The organism is Spirosoma areae, from assembly GCF_054781775.1.
Genome location: NZ_BAAGTT010000010.1, coordinates 225,143 through 243,125, shown reverse-complemented (window position 1 = coordinate 243,125; position 17,983 = coordinate 225,143). Strand labels below are relative to the sequence as shown.

Below are 17,983 nucleotides of genomic sequence, written 5' to 3'. Positions count from 1 at the left end.
ACGAGTATGAATCCGCGTGTGACAGGCGTAAAACCGCTCGACAATTACTGTCTTGAGTTGCTCTTCACTAACCAGGAGCGCAGAGTGTTCGACGTGAAACCTTATTTATCTATCGGTATCTTTCAGGAACTACAGGATACTGCCTTATTTAACGGCATCAGGGCTTTCAACGGCAGTATTGTTTGGCCCAATGAACTTGATTTAGACCCGGATACACTCTATTTAGATAGCTATCCGTCAATTGACACTAAACGCTGACGACCTGATTCCGCCGATGAAAATTCGGGGGTTTACCTTCACCAGTTTGTCGGATGCAGTGTAACCCAGACGTAATCCTAACTGTTATCTGTGAGCAAGTAAATTTCGATTATGGCAACAACAGAACTGAAGCAGGAAATCAACCAGATTGTTAACAAACTGCCTGATGAGTTATTAAGCGAGTTATTAGCATATCTGCGACAGGTTGAAAAATCGAACACCGTGACCGTTCAGTTTACCAGCAACTTCCGAAAGATACTGACAGAAGACCGTGAACTACTCAGCAAGTTAGCGCAATGATTGACATTGCCGATGTGCTGACCATTCATCAGGTACTAATCAATGACTTTGGTGGTTCCTCTGGCATTCGGGATCAGGGATTGCTCCAGTCTGCTATCGAACGCCCCTTTAGCGGAATTGGTGAAACGCTATTTTACCTAACGCCCGAAGAGAAAGCGGGCGCTATTTTGGAAAATATTGTCAAAAACCATCCGTTCGTAGATGGCAATAAACGCACGGGCTATGTACTTATGCGTTTGTTGCTCATGCAGTCGGGGAAAGACATAACCGCGACGCAGGAGGAAAAATACGATTTTGTGATTCAGGTAGCTTCCGGGCGGCTTGATTTTAACCAGATTATAGACTGGATATGAGCAAGAATTACCTGATTCCGCCGATGAAAATTCGGGAGTTTACCTTCACCAGTTTGTCGGATGCAGTGTAGATTATAAACCTCCTTACAGGAATAATGCGGCTTCTTCTACTCTATTGTCTGTTACCAGCTATTACCAGCGGGCAAAATGACGTTAAAAAGCCATTTACCGAGTGTAATCTGGAAGGTAGCACGACCATCTACGATTACAGCCAAAAAAAGTGGCTCTTTACGGATGAAGCTGACAGTCGGAAGGAAACCTTACCAGCATCAACATTCAAGATTATCAACTCATTAATTGCCCTGGAAACGGGAGTTATTCGTACTGAAAACGATGTTATAAAGTGGGTTGGGAAGGTGGACACAGTGTTGTACGGATATCGTCCTGAACTATATCGGGATATGACTGTGCAGGAGGCCTTTAGAGAGTCGGCAGGATGGGTTTATATTGAACTGGCGAAGAAAATTGGTCGGGACCGTTACCGTCTTTATCTAAACCAGTGCCATTATGGGAATGTGAATCTCTCCGAAGCTGGTGTTGATTTTTGGAATTTCGGATCGTTTGCCATTTCACCCGTCAATCAGATTGAGTTTTTGAAGGCACTTTATGAAGAAAAACTGCCTTTCTCTAAACGTAACATAGCTATAGTGAAGCGACTCATGGTGGCTGAAACAACGAGCCTGTATGTCATTCGCGCCAAAACCGGCTGGACACGCGACGGCGGTAAGGATACGGGCTGGTGGGTGGGTTATGTCGAACGAGCGAACAAGCCGTATTTTTTCGCTACCCGGCTCATTAAAAATCGGGAAATACGAAACCCAAATTTTGCCGATTGCCGCAAGAAAATCACGAAAGACATTCTGCGCCAGATAAAAGTAATTGACTGATTGTTGCATTCGTAACCCGCAATCACATTAAAGCTATTTATTCCCCAATGATTACCATTACCCAGGCCACCGAACAGGACTTACCCATCATCCACGATATTGCTCACCAAACCTGGCCCAATACGTTTGCAGAAATTCTATCGCCGGTGCAGATCAGCTATATGCTGGAGATGATGTACACCTTCGACGCCCTGAAAGCACAGATAAATGAGCAAAAGCATGTTTTTCTGCTGGCTCAGGACGATGAAAGCAATGAATATCTGGGCTATGTCTCGTATGAACTCGATTACAGGCGGCAACCCAAAACCAAGATTCACAAAATTTACCTTTTGCCTGCCAGTCAGGGCAAAGGCGTAGGGCGGTTACTGATCGAAAAAGTCGCTGACCGGGCCATGAACCATAAAAACGATAAACTTTCGCTGAATGTAAATAAGCACAACAAAGCCGTTCAGTTTTATGAACGCCTGGGCTTTGCCGTGGTTACTAACGAAACAATTGACATTGGCAATGGCTTTCTGATGGATGACCTTGTTATGGAAAAACCGTTATGAAACCGTTCTTCTTCACTCGCATTCAGTACACCTCCGGCGACTGGGATACCGACCAGCGGATGCCCTCGAATCTGATGCATTCGCTGGTGGAGTACACGACCCTGGCCGTCGACCAGAAGGAGCGCGTAGTGCAGTTGAGCAGCCCCGATTTGTTTAAAAGCCCATTCTGTTACCTCAGCGGGCATAAGTTGGTGGAGTTTTCGGCGCAGGAGCGCGATCAGTTCAAACGCTACGTTCAGAACGGCGGCTTCGTGTTTGTGGACGACTGTAACCACGATGTCGATGGGCTGTTTGCCAAGTCGTTTGAGCAGGAAATGGCCCGCACGTTTGGCCCGAAAGCGTTGCAGAAAATCCTGAATACGCATCCAGTCTATACCTGCTTTTTCAAGTTTGACGACGGGCCACCGACCACCTCGTTCGAGTTGAATGGCTGGGGCGACGACCTGGTGCATGACTACCTCAAAGCCATCACCATCAATGGGCGAATTGGGGTGCTGTACAGTAACAAAGATTATGGCTGCGAGTGGGATTACGACTTTCGGAACAAACGCTTTCTGGCCGAAGACAACACCAAGTTTGGGGTGAATATTGTGACGTATGCGTTGACTGTTTAGTAATGTAAAATGAATAATGCAGAATGTTTACTCCCTGAGCCTTAACCAACGATCTCTTCATTATCCACTCTACATTATTCATTTTACATTATTCATTGAATACAGCTTGGAATCAACAGACATAACTCATCACAAAGCCTTAGTCGCTAAACTACCGCTGCTAAAAAAAGAAATTGGCAAAGTCATTATCGGCCAGCAGGAAGCCATCAGCGAGGTGCTTATTTCGCTTCTGGCGGGGGGGCATTGCCTGCTCGAGGGGGTACCTGGCCTGGCCAAGACCCTGATGGTCAAGACGATGGCCGATGCGCTGGCGATGCGCTTTAAACGCATACAATTCACACCGGACCTGATGCCCGGCGACATCGTTGGAACGGAGATTCTGGAAGATGACCACGAAACGGGCCACAAAGTGTTTGTTTTTAACCGGGGGCCACTCTTCGCCAATGTAGTGCTGGCGGATGAAATCAACCGGACTCCGCCCAAAACGCAGGCGGCCATGCTCGAAGCCATGCAGGAATATAAGGTTACCTATGGCGGCACCGACTACGAATTACCCCGGCCTTTCCTAATTATTGCCACGCAAAACCCGATTGAACAGGCTGGTACGTATCCCCTGCCCGAAGCGCAGTTAGACCGGTTTCTGCTGTATATCAAGCTCAGTTACCCATCGGAGCAGGAGGAACTCGACGTGCTCAAAAGCACTACCGGCACAGCCCGTCCCGACCTGAAAACCATCCTCTCCGACCAGGATATACTCGACCTGCAAACCCTGACCCGGCAGGTACACATCAGCGACGAACTCATTGACTACATCAACCGATTGGTGCGGGCGTCGCGCCCGGAGACCTCCCCCGTAGCGTTTGTAAAACAGTGGGGCGAATGGGGCGCAGGGCCTCGTGCCGGGCAGGCCCTGGTCTTGTGCGCGAAGGCCCGCGCTGTACTCAGCGAGCGATTCTCCGTCATTCCCGACGACATCAAAACGCTGGCTTATCCGGTCTTACGCCACCGCATTGCGCTCAACTTCCGTGCCGAAGCCGAAGGCATTACCACCGACCGGGTGATTCAGGAACTCCTTTCTGTTGTAAAATAATAGTTCAGGTTCCACTGAACCTGGAACCTGTAATTCTAAAAATGCTCATCAACGACCTCGTTAAACTCAACAACCTGCAACTGGCCGGAAAATTGGTTAGTGATGAGTTGATGCTGGGCATTCAGGCCAGTCGACGGTCGGGGATTGGAACCGAGTTTGAGCAGTTTCGGCACTACACACCCGGCGACGATCCCAAGCGCATCGACTGGAAATTGTTCGCCAAAACCAACCATTATTTAGTGCGTGAATCCGCTACAGAAAGCAACCAGCAAATTCGACTCCTGATCGATTTGTCGGGGTCGATGAATTATGCCGAAGGGGGCGTTAGCCGGTTGCAATACGCCCGAATCCTACTGGCCTCGCTGGCTTACCTAAGCAATCGGCAAAGCGACCAGTTGAGTTTGTACGCGCTCCAAAATGGCCTGGTGCAACCGCTGGTTCCGGCGGGTAAGCAGAGCTTTCAGAAAATTGTGGCGACGCTCGAAACAACACGAGCATCGGGCGCATGGGACAACAAGGCCGCATCCGTCCCGGAGTTTAGCCGAAAACAAACCGAAATGCTCCTTATCGCGTCGGACTTTTTGCAGGTGAACGACGAATGGGTAAACCTGATTCAGACCGTAGCTGGACCGCGTCGGGAGATTGTTATTTTTCAGATACTGGGCGATCAGGAGTTGGACTTCTCGATGAGCGGTTTCTATCGGTTTCAGGATTTGGAAACGGGCAAAGAGATTGAATTACAGGCTGATGCTATTCGGGAAACGGTTCGGCAACGCGCATCCGACTATCTGGCAAATCTGGAAGAACGCCTGCGAATTCCGCATGTACGCCTGATTCGCGCCCGCCTGAGCGACCCCATTGCCCTCGTATTGAAACAGTTTTTACTGAGTTAAGCGAGGTATTTTGTTCCATGTTTGAGGTTTCATGTTCCATGTTGCCTTATTGAAATATGGAACATGAAACCTCAAACACGGAACAATAAATGCCCTTCATTGAGCCAATGTTATTGTGGGGTGCGCTGGCCGTAATTATTCCGGTGGCAATTCACTTCTGGCACCAGAAGCGCGGAAAACCCCTGCCCTGGGCCGCCACCCAATGGCTCACCGAAAAACAGCAACAGCAAAGTCGTGGCCTTCGGTTCGATAATCTTCTGCTCTTAATCGTCCGGTGTTTACTCCTGTTGCTGCTGGCCATTTTACTCGCTCAACCTTTGCTGAACTGGTTTATGCAACCCCCTCCTATTCAGAAAGTTCATCTGGTGCAACCCAGCGAATCTGTAGCCGACAACTTCCGGTTTGAATTAACGGAAGCCCTGAAGAAGGGGGAACGGGTTATTTGGGCAGATGAGCCGTTAAGAGAAGTTGATGGTAAACTGTTTCAGGTTCCAGGTTCCAGGTTCAACATAAAACCTGGAACCTGGAACAGTTTACTCCTGCAAACAGCTATTAATCAGATAGATGCTAAAAATACTGAACTGCATTTATACATCAGTACCAATCCAGTGCTGGCTGAAGTGCCAGCAATTACGGTTCCGGCGCGGTTTCGGCTGCATACAATGATGGCGTCAACAAGCCAGCCACGCGCCTATTTAGTCGTGAAGGACAACCGGAAGTTATTCATCAATCGGGCGGGGAAGCTAACGAGTAGTCTGCTGCTGGACCCAACGCTGAAATTCCAGGCTAACCCTGTGCATTCGGGGCCAGTTCGTACCCTGCTGGATTACCGGAATCCGCAGGAACGGCAAACCATTCAGGCTGCGCTGACGGCATTGGCAGAGGTGTATGGCCTCGATTTAAGGATTGATGTGTCACCAAAACCGAATCTGGCCTATGACTGGATCCTAACCAGCAACTTGCCTGTAAATCCCTCGCGGCAAACACTTTACGTTATCTCAGGAAATGTGCAACGTTCAACAGCTTCTAACGTCATTTTTACGGGCGAACGATTAACGCCACAAACCTCCGAACGAGTTGAAACCGGCCAGTTGCCAGAATGGTTAGGTGAACAGCTACTCAACTATTACGGACTTGCCGGGGAAGGACGGCCCCTAAGCCAGCAGGACTTGAAAACACTGTTCGTTGCGTCGGTCAAACCCAGCACGCAACAACAGGCGGGTCTGCAAAATGCCTTGTTGCTGGCTTTTGTGGTTCTATTACTACTCGAACGCTGGCTTGCTCTGACCAAAAACGCATGAACGAACTGAAACGCCTTATCTCGTCGGTTACGTACCAACTCTACGCGAACGCCATTCTGCGGTGCCTGCTGCTGGCGGCATCGGCGTACCTGCTAACGGTCACGTTTACAGGTACGTCGGCCTGGCCATTGCTGATGGGCGCTGCCGGATTTGGTGCCGGGGCCTTTTTGAGTAAACTTTATCAGGACAAAAAGCCGCTGGCAATTCAACTCATTCACCAGGCCGTTGGCGACGTGGAATATAGTTTACCTCTGCTAACCAAACCGCAGCTCAACCTGGCCGAACAACTCCAGGTCGAGCGGCTGAGTGGTCAAATTCAGCACGTCCGGACGCCGGTTGTCTTATTGTCAAAAGCGGGTTTATATGGACTATTTTTGCTAACGGCTGTGGGCGTTTATGTGGGATATCCTTTGCTGGATAATAAACCCAAACCGGGCCTGAAAAAGAAAGGGATTCTGGCGGGTATTCTGCCCGAACAAAAACCCGCTGCGCCAACATTCGTGTCGGCAACCTTACGCATTCAGCCGCCTGCCTATACGCATCTGCCGGAAACGAACTCGGCGAATTTGACTGTTTCCAGTGTAGTCGGTTCAACCCTGACGTGGCAAGTACAGTTCAGCGATAACAGGCAACTGTTGGTGCGTCTGGCTGGTAGCCGGGGCCAGGAACTGGCTTTCCGAAAGTCGGGCGATGCGTTTACCTATCAGGACCGGCTCATAAACTCCGGCCTGTACGCTATCAAAGCTTATTGTCGAATGGCGAATGGCCACGATTCACTTATCTATCAATCTGATTTTTATCGGCTTGAGGCTCAGCCCGACCTCCCGCCTAAGATTGAGCCGACGTCAAAAGAATTATACCGTTTTCATTACCTGAAAGATCCAAAAACGCTGACCGTTGCGGCTAAAATCTCCGATGATTTCGGCGTATCGCAGGCATTCATTGTAGCCACTGTAGCGCGTGGTTCGGGCGAGAACGTGAAGTTTCGGGAAGTAAAACTGCCGTTGGGTCAGGCAAATTTCAGGGAAGCTACATTAACCAAAACGCTTGACCTTAACGCGCTGCAATTTGCGCCGGGCGATGAACTGTACTATTACTGGGCCGCTTTCGACAACCGCCAGCCTGAACCCAATTTTACCAAATCAGATACGTATTTTGTCGTTTACAAAGACACAACTCAAGCCGACGAAAGCGAACTGGCAACGATGGCCGTGAACATCATGCCGGAGTATTTTCGGAGTCAGCGGCAGATAATCATCGACACCGAAAAACTGATTGCCATTCGTAAAAAGAGAGGCCGTGCCTGGACCCCCACTCATGCGTTCAACAGTCAGTCTAACGAAATCGGGTTCGACCAGAAAGCTCTGCGTTTGCGCTATGGTCAGTTTCTGGGCGAAGAGTTTGAGAAGTCCATTGGGGGCGGTAACGCCCCCCCCACCAATAGCGACGGCGTGGCTGTGGCGGGCATGGCGACCATACAGGCGTACATGCACAAACACGACGAGGGCGAAGGCGACCACAATACGCCAAATCAGGCGGCTCCTCAAACGCACAGCGCCGACGATGGCCATAATCACGGTCATAGTGGCGGAGGAGCCGACGGCAATAAAGACCCCGTGGCGGCTCTGATGGAGCAATACCTCCACTCGCACGATGATGCCGAAACGAACACGTTTCATGAGCAATCGACGCGGTCACTGCTGAAAATGGCGCTGGAAAATATGTGGCAGTCGGAGTTGCATTTGCGGCTATACGAACCCGAAAAAGCCCTTCCGTTTGAGCAGGAAGCCCTAAAATACCTGAAACTGTCGCAGCAAAAAGCACGGTCGTATGTAAAGAAAACCGGCTTCGACCCGCCCCAAACGAAAGAAAAAGAAACCCGGCTAACGGGCGAATTCAAAAACGCTACCGACGCCTTCAGGCTGGAGCGAACCTATCGCCAGCAACGCATTAACGCGCTGGTTGCCGATGTGCTGGGTTATCTGGACCTACCTCAACTCAACACCCGCCAACGCCAAACGGTGCAGCAACTGGGCAACGCCCTGACCGACCGGGTGTTGAACAGTGGCCTCCAAAATTGGGCCATATTGGCGATGCTGCAGAAACTGGCCTCCGGTAAACCGATTTCGGTTGCCGAAAAAACCAGTCTGAAAACAAAATTATACGCGCTAACGGAGGCTTCGGAACGAACCGGGCCGTCGTTTGTGAGCGACCGAAGGCTGGAGCAGGCCTTTTGGCGACATTTGAAGTAACTGTTGATTACCACCTCGCCGGGTTAAACATGCAAACAACCCTTAACTGGACAGACCCAATTACCGGGCTTACCGGGCTGGCGCTGCTAAGCCTTTCGCTTGTTCAGGTTTGGCTCATTACCCGCAACCGGTCACTGTCTGCTGGCCGAAAGTGGGTTCGGGCGGGACTGAATTTTCTGCTCTGGCTGGTGGTGACAGGCTATTTCCTGCACATTAGCTGGCCCATAACCCGACCGGCAACCCATGCCCTGCTCATCGGCGAAGATGTTCCCTCGGCGTTTGTTCGGAAACTTAACGATAGCCTTCCCATTCAGGTACGTTTGTCCAGCCGGGATTTCAAGGCAGACTACGACTCGGTAACGCTGGTGGGGCAATCCTTCCCAACTGAAACGCTTACTCAACTTAGCAGCGCGAACGTGCAATGGGTGCCCTACAACCCGCCCGATCAGGTGCAGGCCCTTCGCTGGAAAGGCATTGTCCGGCAAGGGGAGATGCAGCTTGTGGTGGGCGGGATTCACTCCTCGAAAGCGCAACTACTGCGGCTTCGGTTTGGCAGTCAGACAGTCGACAGTGTAGCCCTGAGTGAAGGCCCTAACACCTTTACGCTCCAATTCCCAACCTTTTCACGAGACCGCAGCCAAACAGAATTGGTGTTGGGCGAATCCACGCTGGACACACTTCGCTTTTTCGTCCGGCCAACCGAATCGCTAACGGTGCAGTTTCTACTCAATAGTCCTGACTTTGAGAGCAAAACGCTGGCTGACTGGCTTGGAAAACAGGGCCACCGGGTCAACATTTCGGCTGCGCTGTCTAAAAATATCAGCAGTAACATCAGCATTAATCAGGTGAATAAATCGGCGGGTCAACCCATGCCAGACCTTATTATTACGGAGCCGGTCAATGCCGCCAGTTCAGCCGTTCGGAAAGCGGTGGCGGGTGGCAAAGCGGTCTTGTTCCTGAACCTGACCAATCCAGAAACTGACTGCCGGGCCATCAATCAGGCGTTGGGAAGCGGGTGGCAGGTGCGAAAAATAGCGGGCGAGCCGCTTATCCCTATAAAAAATGGGTTAAACGCGCTTCCCTATCGCTTCGTCGAACGGCTGAATCAGTTTGCCGTTTCGGGCTATCCGGTGGCGGTTCAGCAAACGACCGGGCAGGTGGGGGTTAGCCTGTTGAGCGAAACCTTTCCCCTGTCGCTAAGTGGCGACAGCCTGGGCTACAACCGGGTTTGGATGGCTGTGCTGGCTCGGTTCGCTCGCTCCAATAAAACTATCGTTCAGGTAGATGCGCCCGTATACACCCGCATTCGGCAGTCAGTGTCTATCAATAACGCTTCGGGCCGACAGCGCACGCTACAAATTGGGCCGGATACGGTTCCACTGACCTATTCGTCTATAAATGAGCGTTCGGCCCTGGCCAATTCGTTGTTTAGACAGCCGGGCTGGCAAATCGTGCAGGATTCGCTGGCCCTGTATGTCAACGCCTTAAGGCCGAACGACCCTGTTGCCAATCGGGCGATGGTAAGCCGATTCATGCAAGTCCACTCGCGGTATCCGTCGGCCCGTAATCAGTCCCGTCGGACGGCAACGGCCCAACTGCCAGACTGGGCCTGGCTGGTGTTACTTATTGGCTGCTTTACTGCCCTTTGGGTCGAACCTAAACTGCCCTAAACACAAAAGGCAACGCATTGCTGAATTGCCTTTTGCCACCACGAATTGGGTTACCATTTATTGGACTGAAACCGAATCGGTTTTTGCCTTATCCCGGTCGCCACGGTACCCATCGCAACCGCCGTGATTATACCGATAATGCTGGTCATAATAACCATGCCGGCCCCAATGGTGATTACCAAACGACCGGGGACCCACGAAAGCCATCAGGCTGCCGAAGGTGAGGGCTGCCGTGATGGCTACAGCCCAGGGATTTAAGCGTCTTCTCATGTGTTGTTCTGTTTAGGCGTTCGTTGGGGTTGTCTCTTGGGTTGGTTTCGGAGACTCACCGGGACTGCAATGCCCGTGATACCGTTGTTTAAACTGGTTGTATTCGTCGTCGCTCATCTGGCGAATCCGGTCGGCAAAGGCAGGTGTATAGCCATACCCCCGGCCCGGCCCCCAGCCCCGCCGGAAACGCCCACCGCCGAAGAGCCGGAACAGAGCGCCAATGATGAGAAAAAAGAGGGCCACCCGCAGCAGAAAGAACGGCAGGATAAACAAGGCCACGCCCAGCAGCAGACCAGCCAGAATCGATTTTACTAATGTGTTGTTCATTATTTGTCGTGTTTTGCGTGTTGTTTAAACAGGATGACGGACCAGTCGGAAAATTACTTTAAAGCTCACAAAAAAACTCGCCGGGATAAGCCAACGAGTTTGTACTAAATGAAGCTGTTGCTGATAAGATGACACTACCTTACTCGCCTTCATTGCCGCGATGCCGCCACTTGTTTTTGAACGTTGCCCGTTCTTCGTCGCTCATCTGCCGCCATTTTTCGCGCCAGGGTGGGCCTCCCCCACCATAGGAATGACCACCACCGGGCGGGCCAACTTTGAAACCACCCAGCAGGATTCTGGACAAGGCTAACAAACCCATCGCCTGCCAATAGGTGACGGGCTTCACGGCGACGACTGCCACCAGCACATTGTTCCACAGCCAATACACCGCAAATGAAAAGGCCAGTAAGGCCAGCAGAATGAAGGGCGCAATAAAAAAGCGTCTTCGGCCAGGGTAATTTTTCATCATTTTCAAAGGTTATCGAGTTCGTCGTATAAGGTTTTCAGGCGTTTCCGCAGGTGTTGCACGGCGTAGCGTTTTCGGGAGATAATTGTTTTCAGGTTTTCGCCGGTTTGGTCGGCAATCTCCTGCAAGGTACTGTCTTCCAATTCATTCTGAACAAATACGGTACGCTGATTTTCGGGTAGCTCATCCAGGGCTTTCATCAGTTCCTCCCAAAAAATATCTTTAAAGAACTGGTCTTCGGGGGTTTCGGCATCGGCGAGCAGGATTTCGCGGAAGCTGAACCCGTCCTCCTCATTCTCAAGCATCAAATCGGATAACGCACCTTCTTTTTTCTTGCGGTAGGTATCCGTAATCCGGTTTCGGGCCACCTGAAAAAGCCAGCCGCTCATGCTCTCAATACCTTCAAGGTCAACCACTTTGCTGAGCTGATACCAAACGTCCTGTAAAATATCTTCGGCATCTTCGTCGGATTTCACCTGCCCGCGAATAAACCGCGACAGTCGGCTCCCGTACTGCCTGACGGTCTCAATAATGGTTCGTTTGGGTGGTTCAGCCATGTGCAGCACCTATCAGGATTTTTCGTCATTCTGCCCCGATATCAGCCGATCGAAGGCGTCAAATATCCTGACTTTGTTCGGATTATCGTGTCGAATGATGAGCGCTGTCAGATAAATATCTCCAGAGGAGGCAATGATGTTGCGGTTAATTTTAATGAAGTCAATACCCCGGTAGTACGCATACCAACCTCCACCATTCTTTTCTGCTCGGCGCGTTTGCGGGCCATCATCTGGCGTGCCCAGGCAACCGCCCGCTCGTTGCTGAACTCAGTGGGTGTTTGGTGGCCGGATTTCTGTCCCATCGTCTGAGGTGTTTAGTTAGCCAAATCTATTTGTAGTTGGTTAACAAAAAAAGTGCGTTGCCCGTGCTGCCCGTAGCGCACCACCCCGAAAACTGTTATATTACCCGTTCGTTTCTTACTTTACTGCGAAATCGCTTTTTCTAACCTATAACGCCTATGCCGGTCTTCACCCTCGGAATCGAAGAAGAGTTTCAAACAATTGACCCCAACACGGGCGAGTTACGTTCGCACATGTCCAAAATCGTCGACGGTGGCCAAATCGTGCTTCAGGAGCGCGTAAAGGCCGAAATGCACCAGGCCGTTGTTGAAGTCGGCACCAATATCTGCAACAACATTCAGGAAGCGCGGGCCGAGGTAACCTACCTCCGCAAGATGATTGTTGAACTGGCCGAGCGGCAGAACCTCAAGATTGCGGCTGCCGGAACGCACCCTTTTTCCGATTGGCAGGAGCAGCTTATTACCCCCAACGAACGCTACGACCGGCTCATCGAAGAACTACGCGACGTGGCGCGTTCAAACCTGATTTTTGGCCTGCACGTTCACGTAGGCATCGAAAGCCGAAACGAAGGCGTTCAGATTATGAACGCAGTACGGTACTTTCTACCCCACATTTACGCGCTGTCGACCAACTCGCCGTTTTGGCGTGGCCGCAACACGGGTTTCAAGTCGTACCGCTCGAAGGTGTTCGATAAATTTCCCCGCACGGGCATCCCGGATTTCTTCTCGTCGGCGGCTGAATATGATGAGTACATCAATCTGCTGGTGAAAACCGGCTGCATCGACAACGGTAAGAAAATATGGTGGGACATCCGGCTGCATCCATTCTTCGACACCATCGAGTTCCGCATCTGCGACGTGCCCATGCGAATTGATGAAACGATTTGCTTAGCGGCCATTATGCAGGCGCTGGTCGCCAAGATTTATAAACTGCATAAACAGAATCTGAATTTCCGCCCTTACCGGCGCATCCTCATCAATGAAAACAAATGGCGGGCGGCCCGCTATGGCATCGAAGGCAAACTGATTGACTTTGGCAAGCAGGAGGAGGTACCGACGCACCATCTGCTCAACGAACTGCTGACGTTTATCGACGATGTAGTGGATGAGCTCGGTAGCCGGCAGGAATGCGAATATGTGCGGACAATCCTGGAGATGGGCACCGGCGCCGACCGGCAACTGGCTGTCTTTCAACAAACGGGCGACCTGAAGCAGGTTGTCAACTACATTGTTGAGGAAACTTCTTTGGGCATCAGGTAGTTACTTTCCGAACGGCTGCCAGTCCTTATTTTGCCGTAACAAACTGTATCTATGAGCTTAGTAAAAATTGCCGTTCTGGACATGAATAACAACCACGCCAATGAGGGCATGCGTTGCATTATCCACTTAATTCGGAACGTGCAGGGTAATGAACCCGCTGAACTGGCGTTTGATGTGTTCGATGTTCGGTCGAACAATGAGCTTCCGGATTTAGACGATTACGATGTGTACATTTCATCGGGGGGGCCGGGGAGTCCCCTGGCCTCAACGGATGACTGGGAAGTCAGTTATTTTGATCTGATCGACCAGATTTTCGACTGGAATCGCCACAACGAGCGCAAGAAATTCGTGTTCCTGATTTGCCACTCGTTTCAGTTGGTCGTTCGCCACCTTGATTTGGGTTATTTAAGCCGTCGCAAATCAACTTCGTTTGGTATTTTGCCAATACATAAAACGGATGAGGGCGATGTAGAGTCTTTGTTAGTCGGCTTACCCGATCCCTTCTACGCTGTAGATTCGCGGGATTATCAGATTACCGAGCCGAACATGGACCGCCTGAACGAGATGGGGGCGTCTATTTTATGTCTGGAGAAAATCCGTCCGCACGTGCCCCTCGACCGGGCGGTTATGGCGATTCGGTTCTCACCCGAAGTTATGGGCACCCAGTTTCACCCCGAAGCCGACAACGAAGGCATGTTGCGGTATTTCCTGAAAGACGAAAAGCGGAATCATATCATTTCAAATTTCGGAAAGGAGAAGTACGACGACATGGTCGCTTATTTGCAGGACCCCGACAAGATTGCGCTGACCGAGTCAATCATTTTGCCGGGCTTTTTGCGCCAGGCCATTCAGTCGTTAACCCTCACTGAACAGGTTATTGAACAGAATTAATTTTTAGATAGGATAAACAGGATTGACAGGACTTTTGGGATAGGATTAAGCCTGTCAATCCTGTTCATCCTGTCCTAAGAAACCCATGATCCAACCCGTTCGTCAAACCTACAACCAAGCCTTTAGCCCGGAACGCTACCGGGCTTTTTTGGATAAAATAGACGCCGACCTGCCCGGTCTGTTAGATTTTCGCGTGGCCGAAACGCCCATTTTTGTTCCGAAACTACTGACCAACAGGATTTTGCAGGCCTGCGATGATATTGTTGGCGTAATTACCCGCCCTGATTTTAAGGCATTGACCGAGAAGGCGATTCCGGCGGGGCAACGCGTTCCGAACGAAGACGGGCACACGCAATTTCTGGCGGTCGATTTTGCCGTATGTGCCGACTCAAAAGGTGAGTTAACTCCTCAATTAATTGAATTTCAGGGGTTTCCATCGCTGTACGCATTCCAACCCTACGTTGCCGACTTATTCCGGGCAACCTACCCGGTTCCTGATACGCTCTCGCATCTGTTTACGGTTGCTACGAACGCTGACTATCTGGACCGGTTGCGCCAGATGATCGTGGGCGATTGCCAGCCCGAAGAAGTGATTTTGCTGGAAATTTATCCCGAAAAGCAAAAAACACGCATCGACTTCGTGCTAACAGAAAAAGCCCTCGGCGTTGCGGCTGTTTGTCTGACTAAAATCCGCAAAGAGGGCCGGGCGTTGTTCTACGAGAAAGATGGTCGGCAGATTCGCATCAAACGAATTTATAACCGGCTGATTTTCGACGAACTACAACACTATGCCGACCTCGAAACCGACTTTCATCTGACGGACGATGTCGACGTAGAGTGGGTTGGCCATCCGAACTGGTTTTTCCGCATCAGCAAATACACGCTGCCGTTGCTGAAAAGCCCGTATGTTCCGGCCAGTTATTACCTGTCTGACCTCCACGAATATCCGGCCGACCTGGAAAATTACGTCCTGAAACCCCTGTTCTCCTTTGCGGGCAGTGGCGTTAAACTGAACATCACCCCTGCCGACCTCGACGCGATTCCCGCCGACCAGCGCGACGGGTATTTAATTCAGCGAAAGGTCACCTATGAGCCGGTTATTCAATCGCCCGATGGGTTGGTTAAGTGCGAAATTCGGATGCTGTTTATCTGGCCCAAAGACGACCCGAAGCCTACGCTGCTCACTAATCTCGGTCGGCTAAGCCGGGGCGAGATGATTGGGGTCAATTTCAACAAAAACAAAGATTGGGTGGGCGGTTCCGTCTGCTTTTTCGAGAAGTGATTATTAATTGTTTCAGGTTTAAAGTTCCATGGTTCAGGTTACCGGATGAACCATGGAACTTTAAACCTGAAACAATTAACCTTTTATCTATATGCTAACCCAACCTATTTCGACTACCGAGAAAGCAATGTTCGACCTCACGGGTAAGGTGGCCGTTATTACCGGCGCCAGCAAGGGCATTGGCGAAGACATGGCCCGCGTGTTTGCCCGTTTTGGCGCTAAAGTCGTTGTGAGCAGCCGCAAACAGGACGCCTGCGACGCACTGGCCAACGACATCCGGGCGCAGGGTGGCGATGCCACGGGCTTTGCCGCGCACGTGGGCGACATGGATCAGCTTCGGCTGTTAGTGGACAAAACCATTGCCGTTTACGGCGGCATTGATATTCTGGTTAATAACGCAGCCTCGAACCCCGTTTTTGGTCCTTCCCTCGACTGCGACGGTGCCGCCTTCGATAAAATTATGCAGGCCAATGTGAAAGCCCCGTTTGAGTTAAGCAAGCTGTGCTACCCCAGCATGAAAGCGCGGGGCGGTGGCAGCATCATTATGGTCAGCAGCATTGCCGGGCACACGCCCGACCCCGGTTTGGGTATTTACAGCGTCAGTAAAGCCTCGCTGAATATGCTCACCAAAGTGCTGGCGAAAGAATGGGGTCCCGATGGTATTCGCGTGAACGCCATTTGCCCCGGCCTGATTAAAACCAAGTTTAGCCAGGCTCTCTGGCAGGACGATAAAATGCTGGACCACTTCACCCAACGGATTCCAATTGCCCGCATGGGCACCGCCGACGAAATCAGTCCATTGGCCCTGTTTCTGGCTTCCAATGCCTCGTCCTACAGCACCGGCAGTTTGTTCTACGCCGACGGCGGAACGGTAATTTGAGCAGGTAGCGTTTTCTTTTATTAATAATCGGGTCTGGAAATGTAAGCGATGGCTTACTCTTCCAGACCCGATTTTAGTCAATGATTGTAGAAGTTACTACTTAGTAGGCTTCATATTCAAACCTCTCAATCTTATTATTCTGGGGTGCTGCCGGACCACCGATTGGATCGACTCGATTGATTAGCAAGCCATTTGAATCATATGTATCAAAAAACCGACTGTTAATCAATAGATTTTTGCTGTACATTTTATCCTCTGGCACACCATATAGTAAGCCGTAAAAAGGATTAGGCTTCGCGCTGTACGTAAGATTTTCCACATTGATGAAGCTACCGTCACGTCGCTCTAATTTAACAACATTGCCATTGCTATAGGTGTATTGAAATAGTGTGGTGGCTGCAAATCCGAAATCAAGGTCTAATATTTGAGTAAGTCTATCAGGCGATCTACTTGTGCTATATTCCAATGTATAGTCAGCCGTTAATAGATAGTTACCCGACTTATTTCTATCGTTGTACCGTTTGACTGAAATAATATTTCCATTACTGTCATAGTCGTAGCCATACCGTATCGGGAACTGGCCTATTGATTCACCCTCTGCGCTTACTCATCGCCCCTGTCCATTATAGTTTAGGGAAATGAGGTGTCCGTTATCATTAAGGGTTGATTTACGGGTTAAATAACTGGCTAACCGACCGTCACCACCGTAGTTGAAAACGATGCCTGTATAATCTCGTAATTGTTGTACTTCGTATTTTTTTATCCGAAATCGCTGGCCCGAGGGTGCGGTAATGCGATGGTCTTCGCAGGAAGCGAGTGTGACAAACAAGGCGAAAACGCTAAGCCAAAGCGTGAATCTGGGTTTCATAAAGCAAGTGGTGAAATGGTGAACCTATTTATACATGTTTCGGTAAATAGGACGAGAGGCAAAAAGGTAAGTCACTGTAAGAAAAAAAAAGGATATATTTTTTTAGAATAGCCCATATATTCACTCCATTCGCTATGCAAACCCCGCCCGAAACCCGTGAAGTCTGGCTGCGAGGTCCCCTCCCCGACATGCCGCCCCTGTTGCAGCCAATCGCTCACGCCCTGATGCAGGCCCGCGAAGAAGTACACGCCCTTATGCGCGATTTTCCAGAATCCCTGCTTTGGGAACGTCCGGCAGGTATAGCCTCAGTGGGGTTTCATTTGCAACACCTTTCGGGTGTGCTGGACCGGCTTTTTACCTATGCCCGCCAGGAAACTCTTTCGCCCGAGCAGTTGGCGGCTTTAACTTCAGAAGGGAAACCTGACATGGCTACGTTGTCTGTTCAGGTGTTGGTTCGCCGGTTTGATGAGCAGGTTGAGCAGGCCCTCGTCCAACTTCGCACTACGGATGAGAGCACCCTGACCGAAGTTCGCGTGGTTGGACGGGCACAATTACCCTCAACCGTGATTGGTTTGCTGACGCACGCAGCCGAACACACCATGCGTCATGTGGGGCAATTATCGGTTACGGCACGGGTGGTAATCGGTTAACCTTACTCACAGGCCTCTGGTCACTTTGGCCATACACTCATACTCTATTGATTTTTGGGGCAGT

At 50.6% G+C, this 17,983-nt stretch carries 23 protein-coding genes; 16 read left to right on the top strand and 7 right to left on the bottom strand.

Annotated elements, in window-relative coordinates:
* Nucleotides 1-6 precede the first annotated feature (6 nt).
* The 11 genes from ACYVI1_RS04715 (at nt 7) to ACYVI1_RS04665 (ending at nt 10,169) form a co-directional block, all read left to right on the top strand.
* On the top strand, nt 7-258 hold the full coding sequence (locus ACYVI1_RS04715; protein WP_460907259.1) for a DUF2442 domain-containing protein: 252 nt from the start codon (nt 7-9) through the stop codon (nt 256-258).
* Between the two features lie 111 nt (nt 259-369).
* Complete coding sequence (locus tag ACYVI1_RS04710) at nt 370-558, top strand: hypothetical protein (RefSeq protein WP_460907256.1); 189 nt, start codon at nt 370-372, stop codon at nt 556-558.
* Nucleotides 555-911, top strand: coding sequence for a type II toxin-antitoxin system death-on-curing family toxin (locus ACYVI1_RS04705; RefSeq protein ID WP_460907253.1), 357 nt, complete (start codon nt 555-557; stop codon nt 909-911). The genes ACYVI1_RS04710 and ACYVI1_RS04705 overlap by 4 nt, the downstream gene beginning before the upstream one ends.
* A gap of 95 nt (nt 912-1,006) precedes the next feature.
* Complete coding sequence (locus tag ACYVI1_RS04700) at nt 1,007-1,798, top strand: penicillin-binding transpeptidase domain-containing protein (protein ID WP_460907250.1); 792 nt, start codon at nt 1,007-1,009, stop codon at nt 1,796-1,798.
* 47 nt (nt 1,799-1,845) lie between these two features.
* On the top strand, nt 1,846-2,349 hold the full coding sequence (locus tag ACYVI1_RS04695) for a GNAT family N-acetyltransferase (RefSeq protein ID WP_460907247.1): 504 nt from the start codon (nt 1,846-1,848) through the stop codon (nt 2,347-2,349).
* Nucleotides 2,346-2,963 (top strand): DUF4159 domain-containing protein, encoded by a 618-nt coding sequence (locus tag ACYVI1_RS04690; protein ID WP_460907244.1) that lies wholly within the window; start codon nt 2,346-2,348, stop codon nt 2,961-2,963. Before ACYVI1_RS04695 ends, ACYVI1_RS04690 begins: the two co-directional genes overlap by 4 nt.
* A 106-nt stretch (nt 2,964-3,069) precedes the next feature.
* A complete protein-coding gene (locus ACYVI1_RS04685; protein WP_460907240.1) occupies nt 3,070-4,053 on the top strand; it encodes an AAA family ATPase in 984 nt (327 codons plus the stop codon).
* 41 nt (nt 4,054-4,094) lie between these two features.
* Nucleotides 4,095-4,946 (top strand): DUF58 domain-containing protein, encoded by an 852-nt coding sequence (locus ACYVI1_RS04680; RefSeq protein ID WP_460907237.1) that lies wholly within the window; start codon nt 4,095-4,097, stop codon nt 4,944-4,946.
* Nucleotides 4,947-5,035: 89 nt separating this feature from the next.
* Entirely contained in the window at nt 5,036-6,247 is a 1,212-nt protein-coding gene (locus ACYVI1_RS04675; protein ID WP_460907233.1) for a BatA domain-containing protein, read from the top strand.
* Nucleotides 6,244-8,499 carry a hypothetical protein gene (locus ACYVI1_RS04670; RefSeq protein ID WP_460907230.1) on the top strand — a complete coding sequence of 752 codons (2,256 nt, stop codon included), beginning with the start codon at nt 6,244-6,246 and terminating at the stop codon, nt 8,497-8,499. The genes ACYVI1_RS04675 and ACYVI1_RS04670 overlap by 4 nt, the downstream gene beginning before the upstream one ends.
* Nucleotides 8,500-8,528: 29 nt before the next feature.
* A complete protein-coding gene (locus ACYVI1_RS04665) occupies nt 8,529-10,169 on the top strand; it encodes a hypothetical protein (RefSeq protein ID WP_460907227.1) in 1,641 nt (546 codons plus the stop codon).
* 57 nt (nt 10,170-10,226) lie between these two features.
* Here the strand turns inward: ACYVI1_RS04665 and ACYVI1_RS04660 are convergent, their stop codons facing one another.
* The 5 genes from ACYVI1_RS04660 to ACYVI1_RS04640 all read right to left on the bottom strand — a co-directional run bounded on the left by ACYVI1_RS04660 (nt 10,227) and on the right by ACYVI1_RS04640 (nt 12,091).
* Complete coding sequence (locus tag ACYVI1_RS04660) at nt 10,227-10,439, bottom strand: hypothetical protein (RefSeq protein ID WP_460907224.1); 213 nt, start codon at nt 10,437-10,439, stop codon at nt 10,227-10,229.
* Between the two features lie 12 nt (nt 10,440-10,451).
* On the bottom strand, nt 10,452-10,766 hold the full coding sequence (locus ACYVI1_RS04655) for a hypothetical protein (RefSeq protein ID WP_460907221.1): 315 nt from the start codon (nt 10,764-10,766) through the stop codon (nt 10,452-10,454).
* A 139-nt stretch (nt 10,767-10,905) separates the two neighbouring features.
* On the bottom strand, nt 10,906-11,235 hold the full coding sequence (locus tag ACYVI1_RS04650) for a hypothetical protein (protein ID WP_460907219.1): 330 nt from the start codon (nt 11,233-11,235) through the stop codon (nt 10,906-10,908).
* A 2-nt stretch (nt 11,236-11,237) separates the two neighbouring features.
* On the bottom strand, nt 11,238-11,789 hold the full coding sequence (locus ACYVI1_RS04645; protein WP_460907216.1) for an RNA polymerase sigma factor: 552 nt from the start codon (nt 11,787-11,789) through the stop codon (nt 11,238-11,240).
* A gap of 107 nt (nt 11,790-11,896) precedes the next feature.
* Nucleotides 11,897-12,091 (bottom strand): hypothetical protein, encoded by a 195-nt coding sequence (locus ACYVI1_RS04640; RefSeq protein WP_460907213.1) that lies wholly within the window; start codon nt 12,089-12,091, stop codon nt 11,897-11,899.
* 156 nt (nt 12,092-12,247) lie between these two features.
* On the opposite strand from ACYVI1_RS04640, the gene ACYVI1_RS04635 reads away from it, so the two are divergent.
* The 4 genes from ACYVI1_RS04635 (at nt 12,248) to ACYVI1_RS04620 (ending at nt 16,401) form a co-directional block, all read left to right on the top strand.
* Nucleotides 12,248-13,348, top strand: a complete 1,101-nt coding sequence (locus tag ACYVI1_RS04635) for a carboxylate-amine ligase (protein WP_460907210.1) — start codon at nt 12,248-12,250, stop codon at nt 13,346-13,348.
* A 51-nt stretch (nt 13,349-13,399) separates the two neighbouring features.
* The gene (locus ACYVI1_RS04630) at nt 13,400-14,239 is read left to right on the top strand and encodes a type 1 glutamine amidotransferase (RefSeq protein WP_460907208.1); all 840 of its coding nucleotides are present in this window, start codon (nt 13,400-13,402) and stop codon (nt 14,237-14,239) included.
* Nucleotides 14,240-14,324: 85 nt separating this feature from the next.
* Nucleotides 14,325-15,521: a hypothetical protein gene (locus ACYVI1_RS04625; RefSeq protein ID WP_460907205.1), complete on the top strand. Its 1,197-nt coding sequence runs from the start codon at nt 14,325-14,327 to the stop codon at nt 15,519-15,521.
* A gap of 91 nt (nt 15,522-15,612) precedes the next feature.
* Nucleotides 15,613-16,401, top strand: a complete 789-nt coding sequence (locus ACYVI1_RS04620) for a glucose 1-dehydrogenase (RefSeq protein ID WP_460907202.1) — start codon at nt 15,613-15,615, stop codon at nt 16,399-16,401.
* Nucleotides 16,402-16,501: 100 nt separating this feature from the next.
* On the opposite strand, the gene ACYVI1_RS04615 is transcribed toward ACYVI1_RS04620, so the two are convergent.
* Both ACYVI1_RS04615 and ACYVI1_RS04610 read right to left on the bottom strand, forming a co-directional pair.
* Entirely contained in the window at nt 16,502-16,867 is a 366-nt protein-coding gene (locus tag ACYVI1_RS04615; RefSeq protein WP_460907199.1) for a hypothetical protein, read from the bottom strand.
* 141 nt (nt 16,868-17,008) lie between these two features.
* Nucleotides 17,009-17,269, bottom strand: coding sequence for a hypothetical protein (locus ACYVI1_RS04610; protein WP_460907196.1), 261 nt, complete (start codon nt 17,267-17,269; stop codon nt 17,009-17,011).
* A 134-nt stretch (nt 17,270-17,403) separates the two neighbouring features.
* Between ACYVI1_RS04610 and ACYVI1_RS04605 the strand changes: the two genes are divergently transcribed.
* Nucleotides 17,404-17,919: a DinB family protein gene (locus tag ACYVI1_RS04605; protein ID WP_460907193.1), complete on the top strand. Its 516-nt coding sequence runs from the start codon at nt 17,404-17,406 to the stop codon at nt 17,917-17,919.
* The last annotated feature ends 64 nt before the right edge of the window (nt 17,920-17,983 follow it).